20 protein-coding genes and 3 pseudogenes are annotated in these 17185 nt (G+C 53.3%); 6 read left to right on the forward strand and 17 right to left on the reverse strand.

Annotated features, from left to right (window positions below):
- Positions 1–24: 24 nt before the first annotated feature.
- The 4 genes and pseudogenes from OGX99_RS02290 to OGX99_RS02305 form a co-directional block, all read left to right on the forward strand.
- Positions 25–561: pseudogene (locus OGX99_RS02290) on the forward strand (tyrosine-type DNA invertase); the annotation flags it as partial.
- Positions 535–954, forward strand: coding sequence for a fimbrial protein (locus OGX99_RS02295; RefSeq protein WP_286542746.1), 420 nt, complete (start codon positions 535–537; stop codon positions 952–954). The pseudogene OGX99_RS02290 and the gene OGX99_RS02295, both read left to right, overlap by 27 nt.
- A 17-nt stretch (positions 955–971) precedes the next feature.
- A complete protein-coding gene (locus OGX99_RS02300; RefSeq protein ID WP_286542480.1) occupies positions 972–1931 on the forward strand; it encodes a fimbrial protein in 960 nt (319 codons plus the stop codon).
- Between the two features lie 58 nt (positions 1932–1989).
- Positions 1990–3030 (forward strand): ParB/Srx family N-terminal domain-containing protein, encoded by a 1041-nt coding sequence (locus tag OGX99_RS02305; RefSeq protein WP_286542748.1) that lies wholly within the window; start codon positions 1990–1992, stop codon positions 3028–3030.
- A 79-nt stretch (positions 3031–3109) separates the two neighbouring features.
- On the opposite strand, the gene OGX99_RS02310 is transcribed toward OGX99_RS02305, so the two are convergent.
- From OGX99_RS02310 to OGX99_RS02330, 5 genes and pseudogenes are all read right to left on the reverse strand, one after another.
- Positions 3110–4126 (reverse strand): Gfo/Idh/MocA family protein, encoded by a 1017-nt coding sequence (locus OGX99_RS02310; protein ID WP_286542483.1) that lies wholly within the window; start codon positions 4124–4126, stop codon positions 3110–3112.
- A gap of 10 nt (positions 4127–4136) precedes the next feature.
- Positions 4137–5115: pseudogene (locus OGX99_RS02315) on the reverse strand (PTS glucitol/sorbitol transporter subunit IIB).
- Positions 5112–5486, reverse strand: coding sequence for a PTS glucitol/sorbitol transporter subunit IIA (locus tag OGX99_RS02320; protein ID WP_115643020.1), 375 nt, complete (start codon positions 5484–5486; stop codon positions 5112–5114). The pseudogene OGX99_RS02315 and the gene OGX99_RS02320 overlap by 4 nt, the downstream one beginning before the upstream one ends.
- Positions 5483–6003: pseudogene (gene srlA / locus OGX99_RS02325) on the reverse strand (PTS glucitol/sorbitol transporter subunit IIC). Before srlA ends, OGX99_RS02320 begins: the two are co-directional and overlap by 4 nt.
- 112 nt (positions 6004–6115) lie before the next feature.
- Positions 6116–6391, reverse strand: coding sequence for a helix-turn-helix domain-containing protein (locus tag OGX99_RS02330; RefSeq protein ID WP_110225949.1), 276 nt, complete (start codon positions 6389–6391; stop codon positions 6116–6118).
- Positions 6392–6498: 107 nt separating this feature from the next.
- Here OGX99_RS02330 and OGX99_RS02335 point away from each other — a divergent pair, with 107 nt between their 5' ends.
- Both OGX99_RS02335 and OGX99_RS02340 read left to right on the forward strand, forming a co-directional pair.
- Positions 6499–6762 carry a helix-turn-helix domain-containing protein gene (locus OGX99_RS02335; protein WP_110225950.1) on the forward strand — a complete coding sequence of 88 codons (264 nt, stop codon included), beginning with the start codon at positions 6499–6501 and terminating at the stop codon, positions 6760–6762.
- A 39-nt stretch (positions 6763–6801) separates the two neighbouring features.
- A complete protein-coding gene (locus tag OGX99_RS02340) occupies positions 6802–7023 on the forward strand; it encodes a helix-turn-helix domain-containing protein (protein ID WP_074185646.1) in 222 nt (73 codons plus the stop codon).
- Between the two features lie 4 nt (positions 7024–7027).
- Here OGX99_RS02340 and OGX99_RS02345 read toward each other — a convergent pair whose 3' ends face one another.
- The 12 genes from OGX99_RS02345 to OGX99_RS02400 form a co-directional block, all read right to left on the reverse strand.
- Positions 7028–8011 (reverse strand): restriction endonuclease, encoded by a 984-nt coding sequence (locus OGX99_RS02345; protein ID WP_278238430.1) that lies wholly within the window; start codon positions 8009–8011, stop codon positions 7028–7030.
- A 169-nt stretch (positions 8012–8180) separates the two neighbouring features.
- On the reverse strand, positions 8181–10820 hold the full coding sequence (locus tag OGX99_RS02350) for a conjugative transfer ATPase (protein WP_286542498.1): 2640 nt from the start codon (positions 10818–10820) through the stop codon (positions 8181–8183).
- Positions 10817–11176, reverse strand: coding sequence for a TIGR03751 family conjugal transfer lipoprotein (locus tag OGX99_RS02355; RefSeq protein ID WP_121529923.1), 360 nt, complete (start codon positions 11174–11176; stop codon positions 10817–10819). Before OGX99_RS02355 ends, OGX99_RS02350 begins: the two co-directional genes overlap by 4 nt.
- The gene (locus tag OGX99_RS02360) at positions 11173–12468 is read right to left on the reverse strand and encodes a TIGR03752 family integrating conjugative element protein (protein WP_286542504.1); all 1296 of its coding nucleotides are present in this window, start codon (positions 12466–12468) and stop codon (positions 11173–11175) included. Before OGX99_RS02360 ends, OGX99_RS02355 begins: the two co-directional genes overlap by 4 nt.
- Positions 12465–13232, reverse strand: coding sequence for a TIGR03749 family integrating conjugative element protein (locus OGX99_RS02365; protein ID WP_286542506.1), 768 nt, complete (start codon positions 13230–13232; stop codon positions 12465–12467). Before OGX99_RS02365 ends, OGX99_RS02360 begins: the two co-directional genes overlap by 4 nt.
- Positions 13229–13888: a PFL_4703 family integrating conjugative element protein gene (locus tag OGX99_RS02370; RefSeq protein WP_286542508.1), complete on the reverse strand. Its 660-nt coding sequence runs from the start codon at positions 13886–13888 to the stop codon at positions 13229–13231. The genes OGX99_RS02365 and OGX99_RS02370 overlap by 4 nt, the downstream gene beginning before the upstream one ends.
- Positions 13885–14238, reverse strand: coding sequence for a TIGR03750 family conjugal transfer protein (locus tag OGX99_RS02375; RefSeq protein ID WP_052932357.1), 354 nt, complete (start codon positions 14236–14238; stop codon positions 13885–13887). The genes OGX99_RS02370 and OGX99_RS02375 overlap by 4 nt, the downstream gene beginning before the upstream one ends.
- 1 nt (position 14239) lies before the next feature.
- Positions 14240–14557 (reverse strand): TIGR03745 family integrating conjugative element membrane protein, encoded by a 318-nt coding sequence (locus OGX99_RS02380; protein ID WP_286542514.1) that lies wholly within the window; start codon positions 14555–14557, stop codon positions 14240–14242.
- A gap of 9 nt (positions 14558–14566) precedes the next feature.
- The gene (locus OGX99_RS02385) at positions 14567–14800 is read right to left on the reverse strand and encodes a TIGR03758 family integrating conjugative element protein (protein ID WP_064151386.1); all 234 of its coding nucleotides are present in this window, start codon (positions 14798–14800) and stop codon (positions 14567–14569) included.
- Entirely contained in the window at positions 14793–15101 is a 309-nt protein-coding gene (locus tag OGX99_RS02390) for an integrative conjugative element protein, RAQPRD family (RefSeq protein ID WP_064151387.1), read from the reverse strand. The genes OGX99_RS02385 and OGX99_RS02390 overlap by 8 nt, the downstream gene beginning before the upstream one ends.
- Before the next feature lie 175 nt (positions 15102–15276).
- The gene (locus OGX99_RS02395; protein ID WP_149607546.1) at positions 15277–16881 is read right to left on the reverse strand and encodes an anti-phage dCTP deaminase; all 1605 of its coding nucleotides are present in this window, start codon (positions 16879–16881) and stop codon (positions 15277–15279) included.
- A gap of 20 nt (positions 16882–16901) precedes the next feature.
- The gene (locus tag OGX99_RS02400) at positions 16902–17090 is read right to left on the reverse strand and encodes a hypothetical protein (protein ID WP_064151388.1); all 189 of its coding nucleotides are present in this window, start codon (positions 17088–17090) and stop codon (positions 16902–16904) included.
- Positions 17091–17185 lie beyond the last annotated feature (95 nt).

The raw sequence follows: 17185 nt of genomic DNA on the forward strand, positions 1-17185 counted from the left end.
CTGACCCGCCATGAAGTGGGGTAGATACTGCTTGCAGCGGACAGAGGGATCCATTTTGAGCGTGATTACTGCCTGATTCAGATGTGTTTTTTACACGGTCTGCGGGTCAGTGAACTGTGTGGAATGCGCCTGTCGGATATCGATTTGGTCGGTGGTTCGGTGTATGTCAGGCGGCTCAAAAATAGCCTGTCAACACAGCATCCGCTGTTCGATGCCGAATTGCCCGCATTGATGCGTTGGTTAACCGTGCGCCGTCGCTGGCGGGATGCTGACTCTGACTGGCTTTTCCTGTCGCAGAAAGGGGGGCCGCTGTCGCGCCATCAGGTCCGGTTATTGCTCAGACGTTACGGCGAACTGGGCGGCGTCAGTATTTCAGCGCACCCCCATATGCTGAGACACGGATGCGGTTACGCGCTGGCGGATTTAGGGCGTGATACACGTCTGATACAGGATTACCTGGGGCACCGGAACATCCGGCATACGGTGATTTATACGGCGACAAATACGCAGAGATTTATGAATGTCTGGGGGAATATGAGAGAAAACCACACAATTAGTGCCAATCCGGTTAATGTCCCGCTGGGCGACCATGACAAAAGTGAGTTCAGCGGTCCGGGTACTGCAACAGCCTGGCAGACATTCAATATCAATCTGAGTTGTGTTCAGGGCGCGCGAATTAATGTGCGTATTGACGCCACAGCAGATAGCGACGCAGGCGTACCCGGCGTCATTAAACTCGACAGCGATCCCGTTAATGCCAGCGGTGTCGGCGTTCAGGTCTGGTATCGCTATGAAGACAGCCCGGTACAGTTCGGCCAGGAGCGGTATTACTACACCTCGCCATCAGGTGGTAACGAATATGTTCAGCTTCAGGCGCTCTATTATCAGACTACGCAGAGCATCACGGCCGGGAAGGCGAACGCCACAGCGACATTCACGCTGAGCTACAAGTAAATCACCGGAGCAATGACATGAGAAAAGTTATATGTTTCTTGCTGTTGATGCTGGTGGTTTCTCCGATCGCCCGAGCCAGTTGTTCATTTTACAGCGGCGTGTCCGGAGAAGTGCCGGGTTATCTGAATTTCGGCAATGTGGTTGTCCAGCGTGATGCACCGATAGGCAGTGTACTCGCCACCGCAATAACAGGCGCTTATAACAACGGTAATGCCATTGCGGGATGCAAGCGGGAAGCATGGACCGCTCGCTGGGAGCTGACGCAATGGGGGACGCTCAGTGGCTATGGCAATGGCGTCTACAATACCAACCTCGGTGGTGTCGGTTTACGTCTGAGTGCAGCACAAACGGGCAAAGTACTGCCCTATGAAGGCAGTTACCCCTACAACGCCGGAGGCTCATGGGCATCTATTCCTGGCGATGGCATCAAAGGGGAGCTTATCAAAACGGGAGATATTACCAGCGGCACGTTAACCGACGGTATGCTGGCGCGCGCCTCGGTAGTGAACCAGTTTTATTTTGCTAACGTCACGCTTAACGGCACCAACATTGTCACTGCAGCCTCCTGCTCGGTGACCTCGGTGGATGAGCCGGTCCAGCTTGGCGATCACAACAGGCAGGAGTTCAGCGGTGTGGGCTACACCACGGAGTGGAAGGCGTTTAATATCGTGCTGGACTGCAATAAAAGCGCGCATATTTATGTGCAAATTGATGCCACAAAAGATGCGTCGAACGCGCCAGGCGTGATGGCCATTGATTCCGAAAGCGGCAGTACCGCGGCGACGGGCGTTGGGGTTCAGCTTTACTTCGCACCGGACAACAGCGCGGCGCAGTTCGGGCAGGTAAAGGATTATTATACTTCGCCCAATGGCGGGATGGAGACCGTTCAGCTCAAGGCGCGTTATTACCAGACGGCTTCAGTTGTGACGGCAGGGCCCGCCAATGCGACGGCGACGTTTACGCTGACGTATAAATAGTTACCTGAACAATTTTAAAGGTTTTAGACTAACCCTCTGTTTATCAGGGAAGATGATGATGACCCAATATTGGTGGAAAGATCTTTTTGATCGCAATAATAACTGGCAGGGTCTGGAGCTGACACTCAAGAGCAGCCAGAGGACCGACGTGGCAATGGAAATGCTAAGTGGTCGTTATGGGCGGATGGCGCTACAGGTCTCCGGGAAGACATTATTCTGGGCATCAATGTTGAAAGACCATTCCGGAGTCTGGTTGGTGTTTAATGCCGATCATTCCGCTTGCCAGACATTATTACCGGCTGTCACATCTGAAGATATTGAGGGGATTAAAAGCAAAGGCGAACGGGCCTGGACAGGTGAATGGTGTCGCTATTTTTCCCGGCAATTAATGAATGCGCCAGTGCCTCTTCTGTCTCCTCGCCGATGGTTGATAAGGCCGATGGAGGCCAAATATTCATTACCAAAATTATCTGGACAGCGTGTTCCTGTAAATAGCTGGCGTTTTGATGCCCCAGAAAGCAGCGGGAATATCGGCTGTAGCTGGACGCTCTACGGCGAAGATTTTCCTGATTTGGTCAATCCTGACAAAGTCAGATTAGTGGATTGGTGGTGGGGAGGTAGCCTGCTACTCGGACGTTATCCGATACAACCTGATGCCGGAAGGTTGAAATGGTGGCGTAAAAAAAGCCGTGAGGGTGCGCTGCCTCCGGTACTCGTCTGGTATATAGCAGGGCTGGGATCATTTGTTATTCTTGATGGTCATTATCGTTTACAGGCAGCGATTGCAGAAGAAATTCCACCTTCATTTCTGGTGCTCAGCGAATTGCAGGAACGGGATTTTGCTACCGATCAAGACCATCGGGCCCGTATTGTCCGGGCTTTAGAACAGCAGCTCAAAAATCCTCAGTGCAAAATCGATGGTGTAAATCAGACGCTGATTAATCTTTATGATACACGCTATCTTTATGCCTCAACCCATAGCCGCGCGACGCTTGGCGAAGGAACGCGTTGGGCGCAGGAGTTAGAAAGTTATCTGCAACGGCATCAGTTGGAAGGCTATCGGGACAGGATACTGAATGGTGTTAACGATGAATGTTGAATTAAGGATAACAAATGGCGGCATTCTTTAGGGAATACAGAGTAAACGGGCTTGCGGATACCAGCATCCCTGCTGGCGACTATTTTAATGACACTGGTTTTTGACTCTCGAGACTCTTGTGTACCGCCTCGCAAATCCGGCTGACCGCCAGCCCGTCCTCTGCGGTGACCGGGTACGGCGCTTTATGCCTGACCGCCCGCACAAAGTCATTGATGGGGTCGATCCCGAAACCGCTGGCGACACCGTTGCGGTAGTTGATGAAATAGCTGTTGGGTGTGAGTGTCTTATCCGGGGTGGTGATTTCCAGCCCCCGATGCTGTGAAGAGCTTCGGATCCAGGTCGTCCCGCAGAGGATCTCAATGCGTCCGTCATTATCCTTTGGGAACCCCTCCGGCAATACCCACGAATTCTCGACCACCCATGAACTGCCGTCGGCCATTGTCAGCAGGCTCTGTACACTGTCATAAGTGTCTATCCCCCATATGTCCAGCAGTTGTTTTTGTCCTACCGCGTACACCGATGCAACCTCCTGACCGGATAGGTAGCGCACCAGGTCAAAGCCGTGGGAACCGAGAAACCACACCGGGGAGCTTGCGCCCGCCCAGTTCAGCCACTGCGTCGGGACCGTTATCACGTCGTCCATGCTGATATGGCCGCGCAAAATGCATCCGGTCTCCGGATTTTCCAGTTCGGCTTTAATGCGCATTACTGCCGGGTCCCAGCGTTTGTGGAAATCGACGCCGACCAGCAGGTCCCGCTGCTGCGCCATCTCCACGATAAGCTCGCACTCGCGTACTGAGGTGGCGAGCGGTTTCTCCGCCAGCACATGTTTGCCGTGGCGCAGGGCGGTGAGGATGGATTCGGTGTGGTACGGATCAGGTGTCGCCACCGAGACGATATCAATAGCCTCCTGCTGTAGTAACCGATCCAGTCGTGTGTAGCCCTGGATCCCGTACGCCATGGCAAGATCATCACAGCGTTCCTCATTTGTTTCGCAGATGGCGACCAGTACAGTGTCCGGGTTATGGCGGTACGCGTTCATATGGTGTTTGCCGTAGATACCTGCGCCGACCACGGCGGCTCTGATTTTGTTCATTAGTGAGTCCTCAGAATAAGCCCAGGGAAAACAGCCAGCCGATGATGACGGCCAGCGGTCCGGTCAGTTGTCTCGACAGCAGAAAGGCGGGGACACCTTTTGCGATGGTCTCCGGCTTTGCCTCCTGCATGGAAAGTCCTACCGGGACAAAGTCGCAGCCGACCTGCACGTTGATGGCAAACAACGCGGGCAGGGCGAAGGCGGGGGAGATTGCACCTGCGCCAATCTGCGTACCAATCATCACGCCGATGACCTGCGAGATGGCCGCACCCGGCCCGAGTACCGGGGAGAGGAACGGAATGCCGCAGATGAGCGACAGCAGCACCAGGCCCCACAGCGAGTTCGCCAGCGGCGTCAGGGCGTGGGCAATCAGGCTGCCGAGCGCCGTCTCCTGCACCAGCGCTATCAACAGTGAGACAAAGGCCATAAACTGGATGACGTTACGCAGCGACACCTCCACCGCTTCCCGGCTGGCAGCGAACAGCAGGGCGATAACGTGACCGACGGCGGTGCCGGTCTGCTCGACCATGCGCACCAGCTTCTCCGCTCCACGCGCAGGTGGAGGAGCGGTGGTAATGACTGGCTCTGGAACTGGAACTGGCTCAGGCTCGCCGTCCGGCGCTTCGGCGGTATCCACCAGAACCAGTTGCTCCATCGTGACGCCGGAGACGTAGTTATCCTCGGTAATAAACTGCGCCAGCGGTCCGGCGCGCCAAGTGGGGAGCACGTTGATGGTCGGGATGCCTTTCTGCGGATACAGGCCGCAGCGCAGGGACCCGGCACAGTTAATCACCACGCACAGGATGTCGTTATCCGGCGGGATATCGGCGAAGCCGTTGACGATTTCCGATTCGGTGAGCGCGCCGATTTCTATCTCCACCGGATGAATCTCGCGTCCGGTCAGCGACAGCACCTTTTTGCCGCTGCCAACGGGCAGCCACAGCCCCTTACCGTAACCGCCGGGACCGGGAGGAATGTACCGTATTCATGGCCGCCCCTCCTCAATCACCAGATTGCCGTGGAGGTCGCGCAGGTTCGGCACCGGGCCGGAGAGATGAACCGCCCCGACATGGCAGGGATTCAGGTCACCATTGAACACCAGCGTCAGGTGGCCGAGTTCAAACAGTGCCTGCTGTGCACCCTTGCCGACGGCAGTCACCAGATAATCATGCCCTGCCAGCATCAGGCGGTCGCCGGGGAGTATCATCAGGCTCTCTTCCCGGAACGACGGCTCCAGCGACAGGGAGTAATCGAGGCAGTCTTTCGGCCCGTTGCTGTCGAAGGTGATGAGCATTTTGTCGGTGAGGCCGTCGGCGACAAACAGCCCGATAGCGACGATACGTGCGCAGTAAATCATCATGGCGCATTCCCCCGTTTGCTGAGCCGCAGGAACAGGTACTCGGTGATAATCCCGCGAATCAGGCCAATTAGCATGGCAGCGGCGATATAGCGCAGCGCCAGTGAGGTAACGGGCAGGCCGAGTGCCTTAACCCCGCAGCCACGCCGAGCCAGACAAACAGCTCTGATGGCACTACGTGGGGAAACAGGCTGGTGAGGGGATGGGCGGTGGTGCCGAGCGCATCTTCATAGCCGGGCTTGCTCTTCTCAGGTAAGAGTTTGCCGAGGGTCAGTGCGCCGGGGCTGCTCATAAAGAACCAGCCGAGCACCGGCAGCACGCCGTAGGTGAGGATACGCGAGCGGCCGAGCAGGGCGGCGACTTTCTCTATTCTGACGGTGCCGGCCAGCTTCATCAGGAAGTTGATGGCCAGCAACAGGCAGATGAGCATCGGGATAAGCCCCGTCATCATGTCGAGGAAGATTTTGCCTGCGGCCTGGAACAGGTGGATAAAGCCTTCAGCCAGGGAGACCAGAAACATGGCGGCCTCCTGCGATGGGTATGATGGAACATGGTTGTGGTTCGGTATGCATAAACAACTCTCCTGTCAGGTGTCGTTGGTTAATGCGTCCTGCCACTCACAGCGCGGGTCGTTATGTCCCGGAGTTGTCGGTTGTTGTCATCGGGTGAAGCGGTTTTCGGGGTTCACGTTTGTTATTGGCATTGAGGTAACGGCCGGGCCAGATCTCTGACGGATGCACGTCGAGCGCGATGGCAATCAGCCACTCGCCTTTTGGCCACGGGCGCGTCAGGGTATTCGACAGCGTTGACGAGGCCAGTCCCGCTTCCCGCGACAGTTTCGCCAGACTGGTACCGCGCTTGTGTAAGGCGGCAACGATGTCAGCGGGGTGCCAGTCTTTTTTAGCCATTTCGTTTACCTCCGTTGTTGACTATGAGTCACAAATGTATGCTAGCACGCTTTTTATGTGACTCATAGTCCGTGGACCAATAATCAACGAAGATTGATGCTGGCTAGATGGAAAAGACGGGATCAATTAAAAAGGTACTGGGCAACAGAATCAGGGCGCTACGCAATGAGATGGGCCTGTCCCAGGAAGCTTTTGCTGATAAATGCGGCATCGATCGCACCTACATGAGTGGCATTGAGCGAGGAGTAAGGAACCCCACGCTTGTTGTCATTTGTGCAATTTCAGACGGTCTGGGGATGGATCTCAGCCATTTATTTATGTTCGACGATACTGCAGAAAAAGACGGCGAATCAATGGATTGTGACTCATAGTCCGTGGTCTGATAAGCAACGTAAGTTCATTTTATCTGGATGAAAAATACATCCAGTATTCAGGCGCAGTTTGGCGCACATCTCAAAAAACTCAGACTCCAGTCAGGCCTGTCTCAGGAAGCATTTGCGGATAAATGTGGGCTTGATCGTACTTATGTGAGCGGTATTGAGCGTGGGGTAAGGAATCCAACCCTTGAAGTACTAAATGTTTTAGCTCAAGGGTTAGAAATTGAAATTAAGAATTTATTTGAATTTAAATAAACTATTAATTGGTAATGTTAGGGATTACGTTTTTATTTGAAATGTTTCTCATTTCTTTAATATATCCATCGATACGATAAACCCATCTGGGATCAACATATTCTCGCATATCATTGTCGAAATCGTCCAAATTAATGAGTTCAAGTCGCTTTGATTCTTGTGAAATCTTTAGTGCATCTTTCGTGAAATAGTTACTGGTTATAATTACTGACTTTGTAGCGTTTTTTATATTTAGCAAGCCCAAAGCATTTCGAGCTATTTCTACTCCAACTTTAGTTTCTTTTTGTTTACATTCAATATATAGCACCTCGTGTTCCCTTCCGCTGCCTTTTTCTGCAATAATATCATAACCACCATCTCTAGTTTTTTTAGTGATGTTAACATCATATCCTTTTTTATAATATAAATAACCACAAAGAAGTTCAAAATCACGTGAGGATATTTTCCTTATCAGATCTTTAGTTGGCAGTGGATGATTGATAAATTTTGCATTTATTAATGAAATAATATCCTCACATCGATAAAATCCATTGTCAGACAGAAACATAATGTGCGCTGTCACATAAGCATTAACGACACTGACTGCTTGATAAGGGTTTTCGGGTAGTAAATCGAGAATCCAAGAGATAGATTGCCATGGTGGATTCTTTTCATTTACTGAAATTAATCTTTTAAGAAATGATTCATGGTTGAATATTTCTCTGATGTTAAACTTTCCACTATCAAAAACCCAGTTTCTGATGATATCATCACCGCCTAAAAATGCAGTGGGAATTATAAATTTGTAAATTAGATCTTTTACATCGTTTTCTGAATATTTATCAATGTTGATAATGTATTCTTCTAAATGTTTGGTGGTTGGGAATTGAAAATCCATTATATCATAATCTCGCTCCCTTCGATCAACCGAAATCATATCAAGCCATTCTTCAAGCGTCAGTTCGGTTGCATCTATAAATCTTGTGTTCTTTTTTAATTTTCTTTTCATAGACTTTATTACTTTATTACTTTATTACTTTATTTGATGTGAAGTGTATTATCTACAAAAAAGCTCATAGATAAAGTTATTAAGGTCACATAGTTGTCATTTTAAAGATAGGTGAAATATATTGTACACATGATGAAAATATTAAATGATATTCAGAAACAATCGAGCGTTATCTATTGAGTGACATTATATGCCTAGCCGCCTCCACCTCACTACATCCCATCTCCCGCATAATCCGCATCCGCTCGGCCTTTTCATGCTTCTCGGTCATTGCCAGCGCCAGATACAGTGCGGGCGGCACCACCCGAAACAGCGCTTCAACTCGCGGGGATAGCACCACACCCTCGGTATATTGCCCCGGTGATTTCACCGCAGAGCGCAGCAGTTGCCGCTGTTCCTCGGTCAGCGCCTTAAACCGGCACACCTGATCGATCTCTTCTGGCGGCATCACTAGCAGTTCCCACCACTCGATCATATTGAGCAGTTTCTTCGCTTCATCGGGAAAATCCGCCAGGTTCTGGGTGGCGAGCCACAGCCAGATGCCGAGCTTGCGCCACATCTTTGAGCCCTTCGTGAGGAAGCGCGCCAGCAGCGGATTGACGGTGATGATATGCGCTTCATCGGTGATGTTAACGATGGGCCGCGCCAGATGCTGGTCGCGCTCGCCGAGGTTATTAATATGATTAATCAGTGAGATATAGCTGATGGCAAGCTGCGCTTCATAGCCTTCGCGGGCAAAGGTGGCGAGATCCACCAGGGTGATGTCCGCCTCCGGCCACATCGTGCCTTCGCGGTTAAACAGCTCGCCTTCAAACCCGGCACAGAACAGGTTGATGGATTCCGCCATCTCATACGCCCGCTGGCGGCGAGTCTCCGGCAGGCTGGCATTGCGGGAAAGGGCGAACAGTGCGTCACGGATATCCTGGGTCAGCGTCTGGCGTTTTTCCTCGTAGCAGGTGTGCGCGGCGGCGATAATCGCCTGGCGGATCATCGCCCGGTCAGGTCGGGTAAGGCGAGCATCCTCTTTTGCTTCGCCACCGGTGATCATCAGCCGGGCGGTGATCTCCATTTCACCGAGCACATCGCGCTGGTCATCGCCGTCGCTCTCTTCGTCCTCTGGCGGTTCGGCGTCGGTAACCGCTTGCTCCACCAGTCGCCAGGCATCGGCGAACAGGGGCAGGGTGACACCGGAACCGGGACGCAGGTTGATTTTGTTCACCGTCAGACCGTGGGCGGCAGCGTAGTCCGCCATCAGGCCGAACGAGTTCCCGGCTTCGATGATAAACAGGCGAGGGCGGTGCAGTGCCATCAATTGGGCTATTTTCGCGTTCAGCGTGGCGGATTTGCCCGCTCCGGTCGGGCCGAGCAACAGCAGATGGCCGTTCTGGGCGCGGTCTAGCTTATTCAGCGGATCGAAGCACAGCGGCGCGCCGCCGCGATTGAAGTAACAAATCCCCGGATGCCCGGTGCCGGTTTCCCGCCCGTACACCGGCATCAGCCCGGCGATATGCTGAACGAAGTTGAGCCGGGTATACAGCCCGCACAGATCGCGCAGGGGATCGAAACACATCGGCAGCCAGCGTAACCAGTGGCTTAAGGGGGCCACTTCATGCTGCTCCTGTACGGGTACCAGACCGGCGTTAAGCAACAGGCTGTGCAACTGGCGCTGCTGGCGAAACAGGGTATCGGTGTCGGGTGCATGCAGGTAAAACGCCAGCGTGCTGCGGTAGAGCTTATGGCCGTCCTTGAGATAGCTGCGTACCTCGTGGCAGTCGCGGCGGGTGTATTCCGAATCGGTGTTGTCGCCAATCGCCCGGTCGGCGAGGTGGCTGATATGCTGCTCCAGCTTGTCCTGCGGATACACCACTACGGTCAGGTTTATGATGGTTCCCGCAGGCAGCAGGTCGAACAGGGCATTGATGCCGTCGCCGCGCGAGGTTTCTCCGGTCAGCAGGCCGGGCGGCGGCGCTTTGCGCAGGCGGTCGACCACCATCACTTTATGCGGTCGGTTATCCAACCACCAAACGCCGTTCTTTGCGTCCGAGCGCGGTTCGCTCGTCAGCAGTCGTTCAGCGAAATCGGTGATAACGGGCAGAGATTCAGCTTCCGGTAAATCCAGTTGTCGCCAGAAGGCTTTTTTATCTTCCACTGGAGGCGAAGGATTAAACCAGCGCACCATCCAGCGGTGAATGGCCTGTTCATTCTGGCGGATGGCGTTAATTCCCGCCGCTTTCAGCCCGGCGGTGAGACGCTCGCAGATATTGTTCAGCGTCTCTTCCGGGGACGGTTCGTCCGGCGAGAAACCTGGAAGCCAGCGGTACACCACCATCCGCGTGCGCCGCCACGTCGCCCGCCAGCGGGTACGGGTGACGGTGTTATCGAGAAACAGCCCCTCATCGCGGGTGAGATTCGCCATATGGTTTGCCATCTGCGTGAGCCATTCGCGGGTAAAGGCGGAGTTGCGAATTTCCGGTGCGGCGTAAGCTGAAAGTGATGCCAGCCACGCCTCGCTGTCGTCCTCGTCCTGGCAGAAAAACTGCACCACCCACGGCGCACGTTCATGCTCATCAAAGGCATCCTGTAATGCGTCGGTGACGGTATCGCGCATCTGTTCGAGAAAGGCCGTCGAGCGGCCTTCGGTGCCAACAGGTATTAGCTCAAACACCGCGCCCACCGAGCGGCCATCTTCCAGCAGCAGCGTCTGCGACTCCGGCAAAAACTCCACCCACGGCAGCCAGTCGACAAAGGACGGGCCCTTGCGGTAGCTGGTATTCAGCGCCTGTTGCGGGAGACCGCACCGTTCATTCATGGCGGAGTCAGGCGTTCGCCCGGTAATGCATACTGCGGGCGGGTATAGAAGGGGAAGACGGTGCTGTAACCAGGCACCGGGGTGTTGCCGTTAAGGTGCGGGAAAACGTACAACACAAGATCCGGATTGGGCAGGCGCGGAAACTGGCTACGGATGGTATCCGCTTCGGGTTGCGACACCGGACCATCCGGCGGGCGGCGCAACCGGGCGCGAGCATCAAGCAGGGCGGCACTGCCGCCGCTTTGCTGCTGCCACAGCGAGAGCATGCTGGCATCAGGATCGACCGGCATCAGTTCTTCCTGTGAGGTGCTGCATCCGGCCAGTAACAACAGAAGTATAAGGATGGTAAATTTCATTCCAGCCCTCCCGGTGTGCTGGCCTGCTGGTATTTCACTTTGCGACCTTCCGGCTCGTAGTCGATAGCCAGCGGTTCGGTGAGATGCACCGCCACCTTGTGGTCCGGCGGCACATACACCGCGTCGAACATCTGGCCGTAGTGCTGTTTCATCCAGTCGGCGGTCTCTTTTAATCCGCCGCCGATGGCCTGGCCGAGCACGTACTGACCGTTGTTGCCCGTCACTGCGCTGGTGATGCTGCCGTCCTCGACCACGGTGGTGCTTTCGCCGTTGGCGAAGGCCTGCGCCGCCGCACCGGAACCCGCCAGCAGGAACTGCGAGGTCAGGTACTCCTTCGCATTGCTTTTGCGCTCGCCGGGAATACACGGCAGCCCCTGGTTATCCGAAAGCCAGCCGATCTCCTGCTGTTTGTTGCCAGATTTGCCGCCCTGTGGGACGGTGCGGATGGTGCCGTCGTGAAACACAAAGGTCATGGAAGTGATTTGCCCGCGCACGCAGGAGAGCGTCCAGTCGCCGGAGGCGATACCGGAGACCACAGCGCCCGCCACATCCGGCAGTTCGATGCCGTTGGCGGTGAGATTGTCCTCGCCAATCAGCAGCTTGAACGGGTAGGAATCGCTGACGGTGCCGTTAAGCGGTACGCGGCCAATCAGCGCCGTCATCGCCACCGATCCGGTCAGCGTGGCGTTCTGCGGCAGGGTGTAGACCTTCACATCAGGTTTCGGTGGCGGCTTGTCCGCCGCTTTCAGGGGGACGCTCAGCAGCTTTTCATCCACGGTCGGAGGTGCATCCAGCGGTTCCAGCCAGCGGATATCTGGCTGTACGTCGGCAGGCAGTTCACCGGGCGTCAGCCCCAGACCGGGCGGGATATCGTCCGGGCGCTTGGTCATCAGATGGTTGAGCTTATCCAGCAGTCCCCGCTGGCTTTTTAGTAGCTCGTCGCGCATCTGCTCCTGCTGCCTGCGCATATCGCCGCGCAACTCCGATACCAGCGTCGCCTGCTGGGCTTTCAGCCGCTTCTCGCGGGCCTGCTGGCTTTCGTTATCGCTCTGGATTACCTGAAGCTCCCGGCGGTACTGCTTCATCTGGCCGACCAGCGTGGCGACGGTATCGGCAGGCGTGTCGCCGTCGATACCCAGATCGCGTAGTTCCTGTGGCGTTAACGCTGCCACGGTGCGGGGCGGGGTGGTCTCCTTCGTACTTTTTCCTGCCGGGCGCAGCAGCAACCAGGCAGTGAGAAAGACAATAACAGGCAGCAGGATTTTCAGCAGAAGACTCTGGCGCGGCATCATGGTTTCGGCTCCGGCAGCAGGGCGCGGGAAACCGGGCCTTCCGTTACCAGGTACACCACGGTGGTGTCTTCTGCCAGACCACGCGGGCCGAGCCAGTCATGCTGGAACGCGGCAGCGGTGAACTGCCCCTGAAGCTCGCGCGGTTCGAGCGTGATGCGCCGCCCGCTGCGGTTTTGCAGGCGGATGGCGGTGACGGTGGTGGCATTGACCTGCCATGAAGCCAGCGGGATGGAGGTAACAGGTTGCTGAGGCAGTAAGGTGGTGATGCGTTTCGCCAGCCGGACGGGGGCGGGCGTCACGCCTGGCAGGGCTTCGACGGTACGCAGCGGCGCATACAGGTTCTGCGCGGCATAGCGTACCAGCAGAACGGGCAGGGGCTCGGTTGATGCTGTTACCGGGACGGGCGTTTTGGCTGTGGCAGGCGTCTGCGGCGTATAGCTAATTTGCACGGGTTCAAGTGGCGAAGTGCCCTGGATGGCCTCAATATCCAGCAGGATCAGTTCACTGCTGTCAGTATCTCGTAGCTGAATGCGGGTGGCCGGGAACATCGTATTCGCCAGCAGGAAGACCTTTCCACCCGCGCTTTGCAGACGCACTTTGCCTTCCAGCGTGGCGGGATAGCCGATGCGCACCGGTTTACCCACGTCGACAATTTGCTCCTGCCCGACATGCAGCGTGACGGGCAGCGGGATGTTTTCCCACTGCACCACCTCAGTGGCGAAGGCGGGGAAACTGAACAATAAAGCAAAGAGGACTGGCTTCATGGTTTCTCCTCCGCCACCAGACGCTGCGGCGCGGCATCGGTACAGTCGATCGCCAGCCCCCACGGATTTTTCTCCGCATCAATGGCATAACGCATCACCTGCAACGGGTAGCGCACCAGCGCCTTTTTCACCGGCTCGTTCTGGTAATACTCTTCAACTGCCACGTCGAGCGTTACCCGCCAGGCATCCCGGCTTAAGGTCTCGACGCGCGGGACAGGGGGGTTATCTCCGTCATGCACCAGGCTGCTGTAGCTGTGGCCGGGAAGTTCATACACGCCGCGCGTGCGCTCGCGCAGCTCACCGCCGTTGCGCCGTACCTGGAAATCGTGCTCCAGACGGGTGTAACAGGCGGGCGTCAGGTAGGCGCGCAGCGAACGAAGGTTGCGGGAATAGTCCTCCTCACTGTTATCCGGCCAGCGGTTAAGCTGCTGGAAGATATAAAAGGTGAAGGCGTAAACGCTGGCAGGCGGTACTTCCCACCACGGGCGGGTGCTACCGCTGCGCAGGTCCGGCGGGAAGCAGAGGGTGAGCTTTTGCGGCGCGCTATACCAGCCGTAGCCGACGCCCGCCAGACACAGGCACAGCAGAACAATCACCGCCCGCAGCGTCAGGATATGGTTATCGCGCTCAGCCAGCGCGTGGCGAAACCGGCTCATCGCGGACTCCTGCGCACTACCCATACGGCGCTGTGCTGGATCAGTTGCGTACCCCGGAGATGATGGCGCTCCAGCCCGGCGAGGATCGCCTGCGGCAGCCAGCTGTCGGGCTTGCCCCGTTTGGCGCGCGCCAGAATCCGCCCACCGCCCTGAATCAACAACGCTGCGCCTGCCAGCGCTGAACCGGGGATCAACGGCCAGTAGTGGGTTATCAGGGCCAGCAGAATGCCGAACGCACAGCCACCGCCAAGACCGCTCGCCAGCGCCAGAAACAGTTCGCTGGTGGTGAGGCCGCGCCAGACCACGGGCTCGCGGTTGAGGCGGTCGGGGAGAAAGAGGATGGTCGCCATATCACAGTACGTCCGAGGCCTGGTTGAGCAGCCAGATGATGACCACCAGAAGAATGCTGCCGACGCCCGCCATCGAGCCCAGATCTTTCCACTGCTTGCGCCCGCTCTGGATCTCCGAATAGGTGGCAATGCAGTTATTCGCCATCACCAGAAAACCGACGGCGCAGATGGCCAGCGCCAGCAGCACCACAATGTCAAAACCGTAGTTTTGCAGCGTCTCCATAATGCCCTGGCCCTGACCGCGCGACGGATCTTCCATCGTCGGCAGATCGGCGAAAGCGTTGAATGCAGTGAGTAACAGTACCAACAGCCAGCGCATGATTCCTCCTCAGCTCAGTACCAGCCAGAAGCTGACCAGCACCAGTAACAGTGAACGGGACGCCACCGCGCCAAAACTCTGCCAGCTCAGGCGCTGGCGGCAGACGCCCTGCCAGGCGACCAGCAGCGTCCAGGCGCACCATAGCAGCAGGACGCTGGTAAACAGGCCGAGCACCAGCAGGCTGACGGTCTCCGGTTTGCTCTGGCTGGCGGCCTGGAAAGCGGCGAGCTGTGAGTCAGTCATCGGGATGCTCCCGCTGGTAGCTGGCGCTCAGGGGCTGGACGGCGCGCGGCTGCGCTCTTGCCGGGCTAAGGTAGCGGTGGATGCCTTGTTCAACGGCAGAGATGTCCTGCTGCGCCTGTAAGTAGTCGAAGAAGTAGCGCGACTGTGGATCGGTACTGGCACTGGTTTGGGCGCGTTCCAGCGAGGTTTTCACGCCGTCGAGTTGCTTTAGCGCGAGGGCTAGCTGGGTGGATTCCGGGGAGGCGATTGCAACTCCTTGGAGAAGAAGAATAGATACATTTAGTAGTGTAATTCTGTTCATTTATATCACTCCGTGAATACCGGAGTGATAATAAGAAAAATTCAATCAGATGGGATCTGTAAATTATTATTCAATAATAAAAGATGCTTGATTGGTATATTGAAGTTCAATTAAAACAATGGGTTGCATTTCATTCTGGCTCGCGTCAACACGTTTGCGAGCCATGGATCATAAGTTAATCAGATGACGAAAAACTTTTCGTGAAATCTTCATGAATTTTCAATTCATAATCATCTGGAGCATCAAGAAATTGGATGTCTATATGATTTCCATATTTAGATGTTAATTGTCTAGCTTTTCCATTTTCGTCTTTTCTATCTCCAGTGGCCAAGAAGAATTTTTGATATCGTCTTGGTGATACACCTTCAAATAACAAAAAATTTACTTTATCTGCTTCATTTAATTCACTAATAGCATCGTTATGTAATCTTAATGCTAAGCTTTTTTCATAAGGTTCTATAAAAACAACCTTTTTAATTCCTGATGCCACAATATGCCGTGCACAATTATGGCAGGGATATGTTGTAGAATATAAAATTTTGCCTTTTGTACTTTCACTAGGGTTTCTTGCTAGAGAAGTAATTGCATCCATTTCTGCATGGATCGCTCGTGAGTATTCTATTATAGAAGACACCGGCGTTTCATTAAATAATAGGTCAGCAATTTCGCTAGATGAGACCGCTTTGGGCATACGAGGTAGTTCATCTTCAGAAGATCTCGGATCTTCGTTAGTAAAAATGTTATAATTTTTTAAAATTGATTCAAACTTCTCTCTGATTTTATTTTTATGTTCATCGTTGAAACAATGGCCTCCCTTATGAATGCAGCGATGATCGTCAGCAATGTTTCCCGTTTCATAATATAGCCCACCAAAAGATTTAGGGACATCATTACGTCCTGTGGCTATAATATCGCCATCATCGTTTAAAATAGCTGCTCCGACTTGTCTTGAAAGACAGGCAGATGTTAGAGAAGCAGAAAAAGCAGTATACATGCCTTTCTCATCACGTGTAGGAGTTATGCCATTCTTACCATGAATCAATGCAATGCATCGCGAAATTGCTTGTTTTTGTAATGACTTATTACCTGAATTATTGTTGATAAAAAAATCGGAATCTAATATCGTTTTTTCAGTTTGCTGGCCGGTTTTTTTCTCGGACTTCTTATCCTCAGTAATTATCTTGTAAATATCATTTGTTGATATACCCTCATCTCTTAAGTTTATAATTCGTTCGCTTTCACTTCTAAGCATACCAAACAGATAAAAATTATGTGGATATATTAATCGAAGTAGCTCAACTTCATGAGGATGTTTTAATTGGTCAATAATAAATGCAACTTTACCAATATCTTTTTTTTCAGGAAGAATACTTTTTTTTACCTTTATTTCAGCTTTTATTCTGGTTATTTCGCTAATTACCGCTTGAGATAAATAAGTGGTTTCTATTGTTTCCCTGATTAAGTTACCTTGCTTTTGTAATTTTAGATAACGCTCTGCAGCATTGCTAATAATTAGTTCATCAAGTTTCGAGTGTTTCTTAGAAAGATCTGTGATTATATCACTAACTCTAATGGTATGAGTATCATAATCATAAATATCTAATTCTTCCTTTACAGTCTCGACGAGTGACCTAAAACCGGAACCAACAGTGCCACATATGCCAATTATAAGGGTTTTTGACTGTCTGGATTTTATGAAATCAATGGATTTTTTCTTTGTCGAATCATCATCCATCGACTGGTTTTTTGATTCTTTTTCCGCTATTGCTGTGTTCGTCATTTGCGATTACACCAAATTATTTACCAAATTATACTTTCAGCCCGCTCTACTAATTCATCTATAATTTTTTTTCTTTCATATTCTTCGATAGTTACTATCGTTGAATGGGTAGTGGTCTCATATCCTTCAAAAATCGTTTTCTCACGATCAGAACTTTGCGAGACCGATTTAAAATTGACATACACAACACCTTCATTTTCAACTGACATACTTCCTCCTGTAAGCGCAGTGCATAGTACAAATCCCCAAGTTTATGTCAAGGATTACACTGTAATCTATTACACCTATAATCCTATAATCATCC

Origin of the sequence: Citrobacter sp. Cu096 (genome assembly GCF_030332285.1) — a bacterium.
GTDB lineage: Bacteria > Pseudomonadota > Gammaproteobacteria > Enterobacterales > Enterobacteriaceae > Citrobacter > Citrobacter meridianamericanus.

Excerpts from the sequence above, each read along its gene's own strand:
- OGX99_RS02305 (WP_286542748.1), top strand. The coding sequence starts at position 1,990 with ATGACCCAATATTGGTGGAAAGATCTTTTTGATCGCAATAATAACTGG.
- OGX99_RS02355 (WP_121529923.1), bottom strand. The coding sequence starts at position 11,176 with ATGAAATTTACCATCCTTATACTTCTGTTGTTACTGGCCGGATGCAGC.
- OGX99_RS02375 (WP_052932357.1), bottom strand. The coding sequence starts at position 14,238 with ATGGCGACCATCCTCTTTCTCCCCGACCGCCTCAACCGCGAGCCCGTG.
- OGX99_RS02370 (WP_286542508.1), bottom strand. The coding sequence starts at position 13,888 with ATGAGCCGGTTTCGCCACGCGCTGGCTGAGCGCGATAACCATATCCTG.
- OGX99_RS02365 (WP_286542506.1), bottom strand. The coding sequence starts at position 13,232 with ATGAAGCCAGTCCTCTTTGCTTTATTGTTCAGTTTCCCCGCCTTCGCC.
- OGX99_RS02320 (WP_115643020.1), bottom strand. The coding sequence starts at position 5,486 with ATGATGATTTACTGCGCACGTATCGTCGCTATCGGGCTGTTTGTCGCC.
- OGX99_RS02400 (WP_064151388.1), bottom strand. The coding sequence starts at position 17,090 with ATGTCAGTTGAAAATGAAGGTGTTGTGTATGTCAATTTTAAATCGGTC.
- OGX99_RS02380 (WP_286542514.1), bottom strand. The coding sequence starts at position 14,557 with ATGCGCTGGCTGTTGGTACTGTTACTCACTGCATTCAACGCTTTCGCC.
- OGX99_RS02335 (WP_110225950.1), top strand. The coding sequence starts at position 6,499 with ATGGAAAAGACGGGATCAATTAAAAAGGTACTGGGCAACAGAATCAGG.
- OGX99_RS02345 (WP_278238430.1), bottom strand. The coding sequence starts at position 8,011 with ATGAAAAGAAAATTAAAAAAGAACACAAGATTTATAGATGCAACCGAA.
- OGX99_RS02330 (WP_110225949.1), bottom strand. The coding sequence starts at position 6,391 with ATGGCTAAAAAAGACTGGCACCCCGCTGACATCGTTGCCGCCTTACAC.
- OGX99_RS02295 (WP_286542746.1), top strand. The coding sequence starts at position 535 with ATGAGAGAAAACCACACAATTAGTGCCAATCCGGTTAATGTCCCGCTG.
- OGX99_RS02300 (WP_286542480.1), top strand. The coding sequence starts at position 972 with ATGAGAAAAGTTATATGTTTCTTGCTGTTGATGCTGGTGGTTTCTCCG.
- OGX99_RS02395 (WP_149607546.1), bottom strand. The coding sequence starts at position 16,881 with ATGACGAACACAGCAATAGCGGAAAAAGAATCAAAAAACCAGTCGATG.
- OGX99_RS02350 (WP_286542498.1), bottom strand. The coding sequence starts at position 10,820 with ATGAATGAACGGTGCGGTCTCCCGCAACAGGCGCTGAATACCAGCTAC.
- OGX99_RS02340 (WP_074185646.1), top strand. The coding sequence starts at position 6,802 with ATGAAAAATACATCCAGTATTCAGGCGCAGTTTGGCGCACATCTCAAA.
- OGX99_RS02390 (WP_064151387.1), bottom strand. The coding sequence starts at position 15,101 with ATGAACAGAATTACACTACTAAATGTATCTATTCTTCTTCTCCAAGGA.
- OGX99_RS02385 (WP_064151386.1), bottom strand. The coding sequence starts at position 14,800 with ATGACTGACTCACAGCTCGCCGCTTTCCAGGCCGCCAGCCAGAGCAAA.
- OGX99_RS02360 (WP_286542504.1), bottom strand. The coding sequence starts at position 12,468 with ATGATGCCGCGCCAGAGTCTTCTGCTGAAAATCCTGCTGCCTGTTATT.
- OGX99_RS02310 (WP_286542483.1), bottom strand. The coding sequence starts at position 4,126 with ATGAACAAAATCAGAGCCGCCGTGGTCGGCGCAGGTATCTACGGCAAA.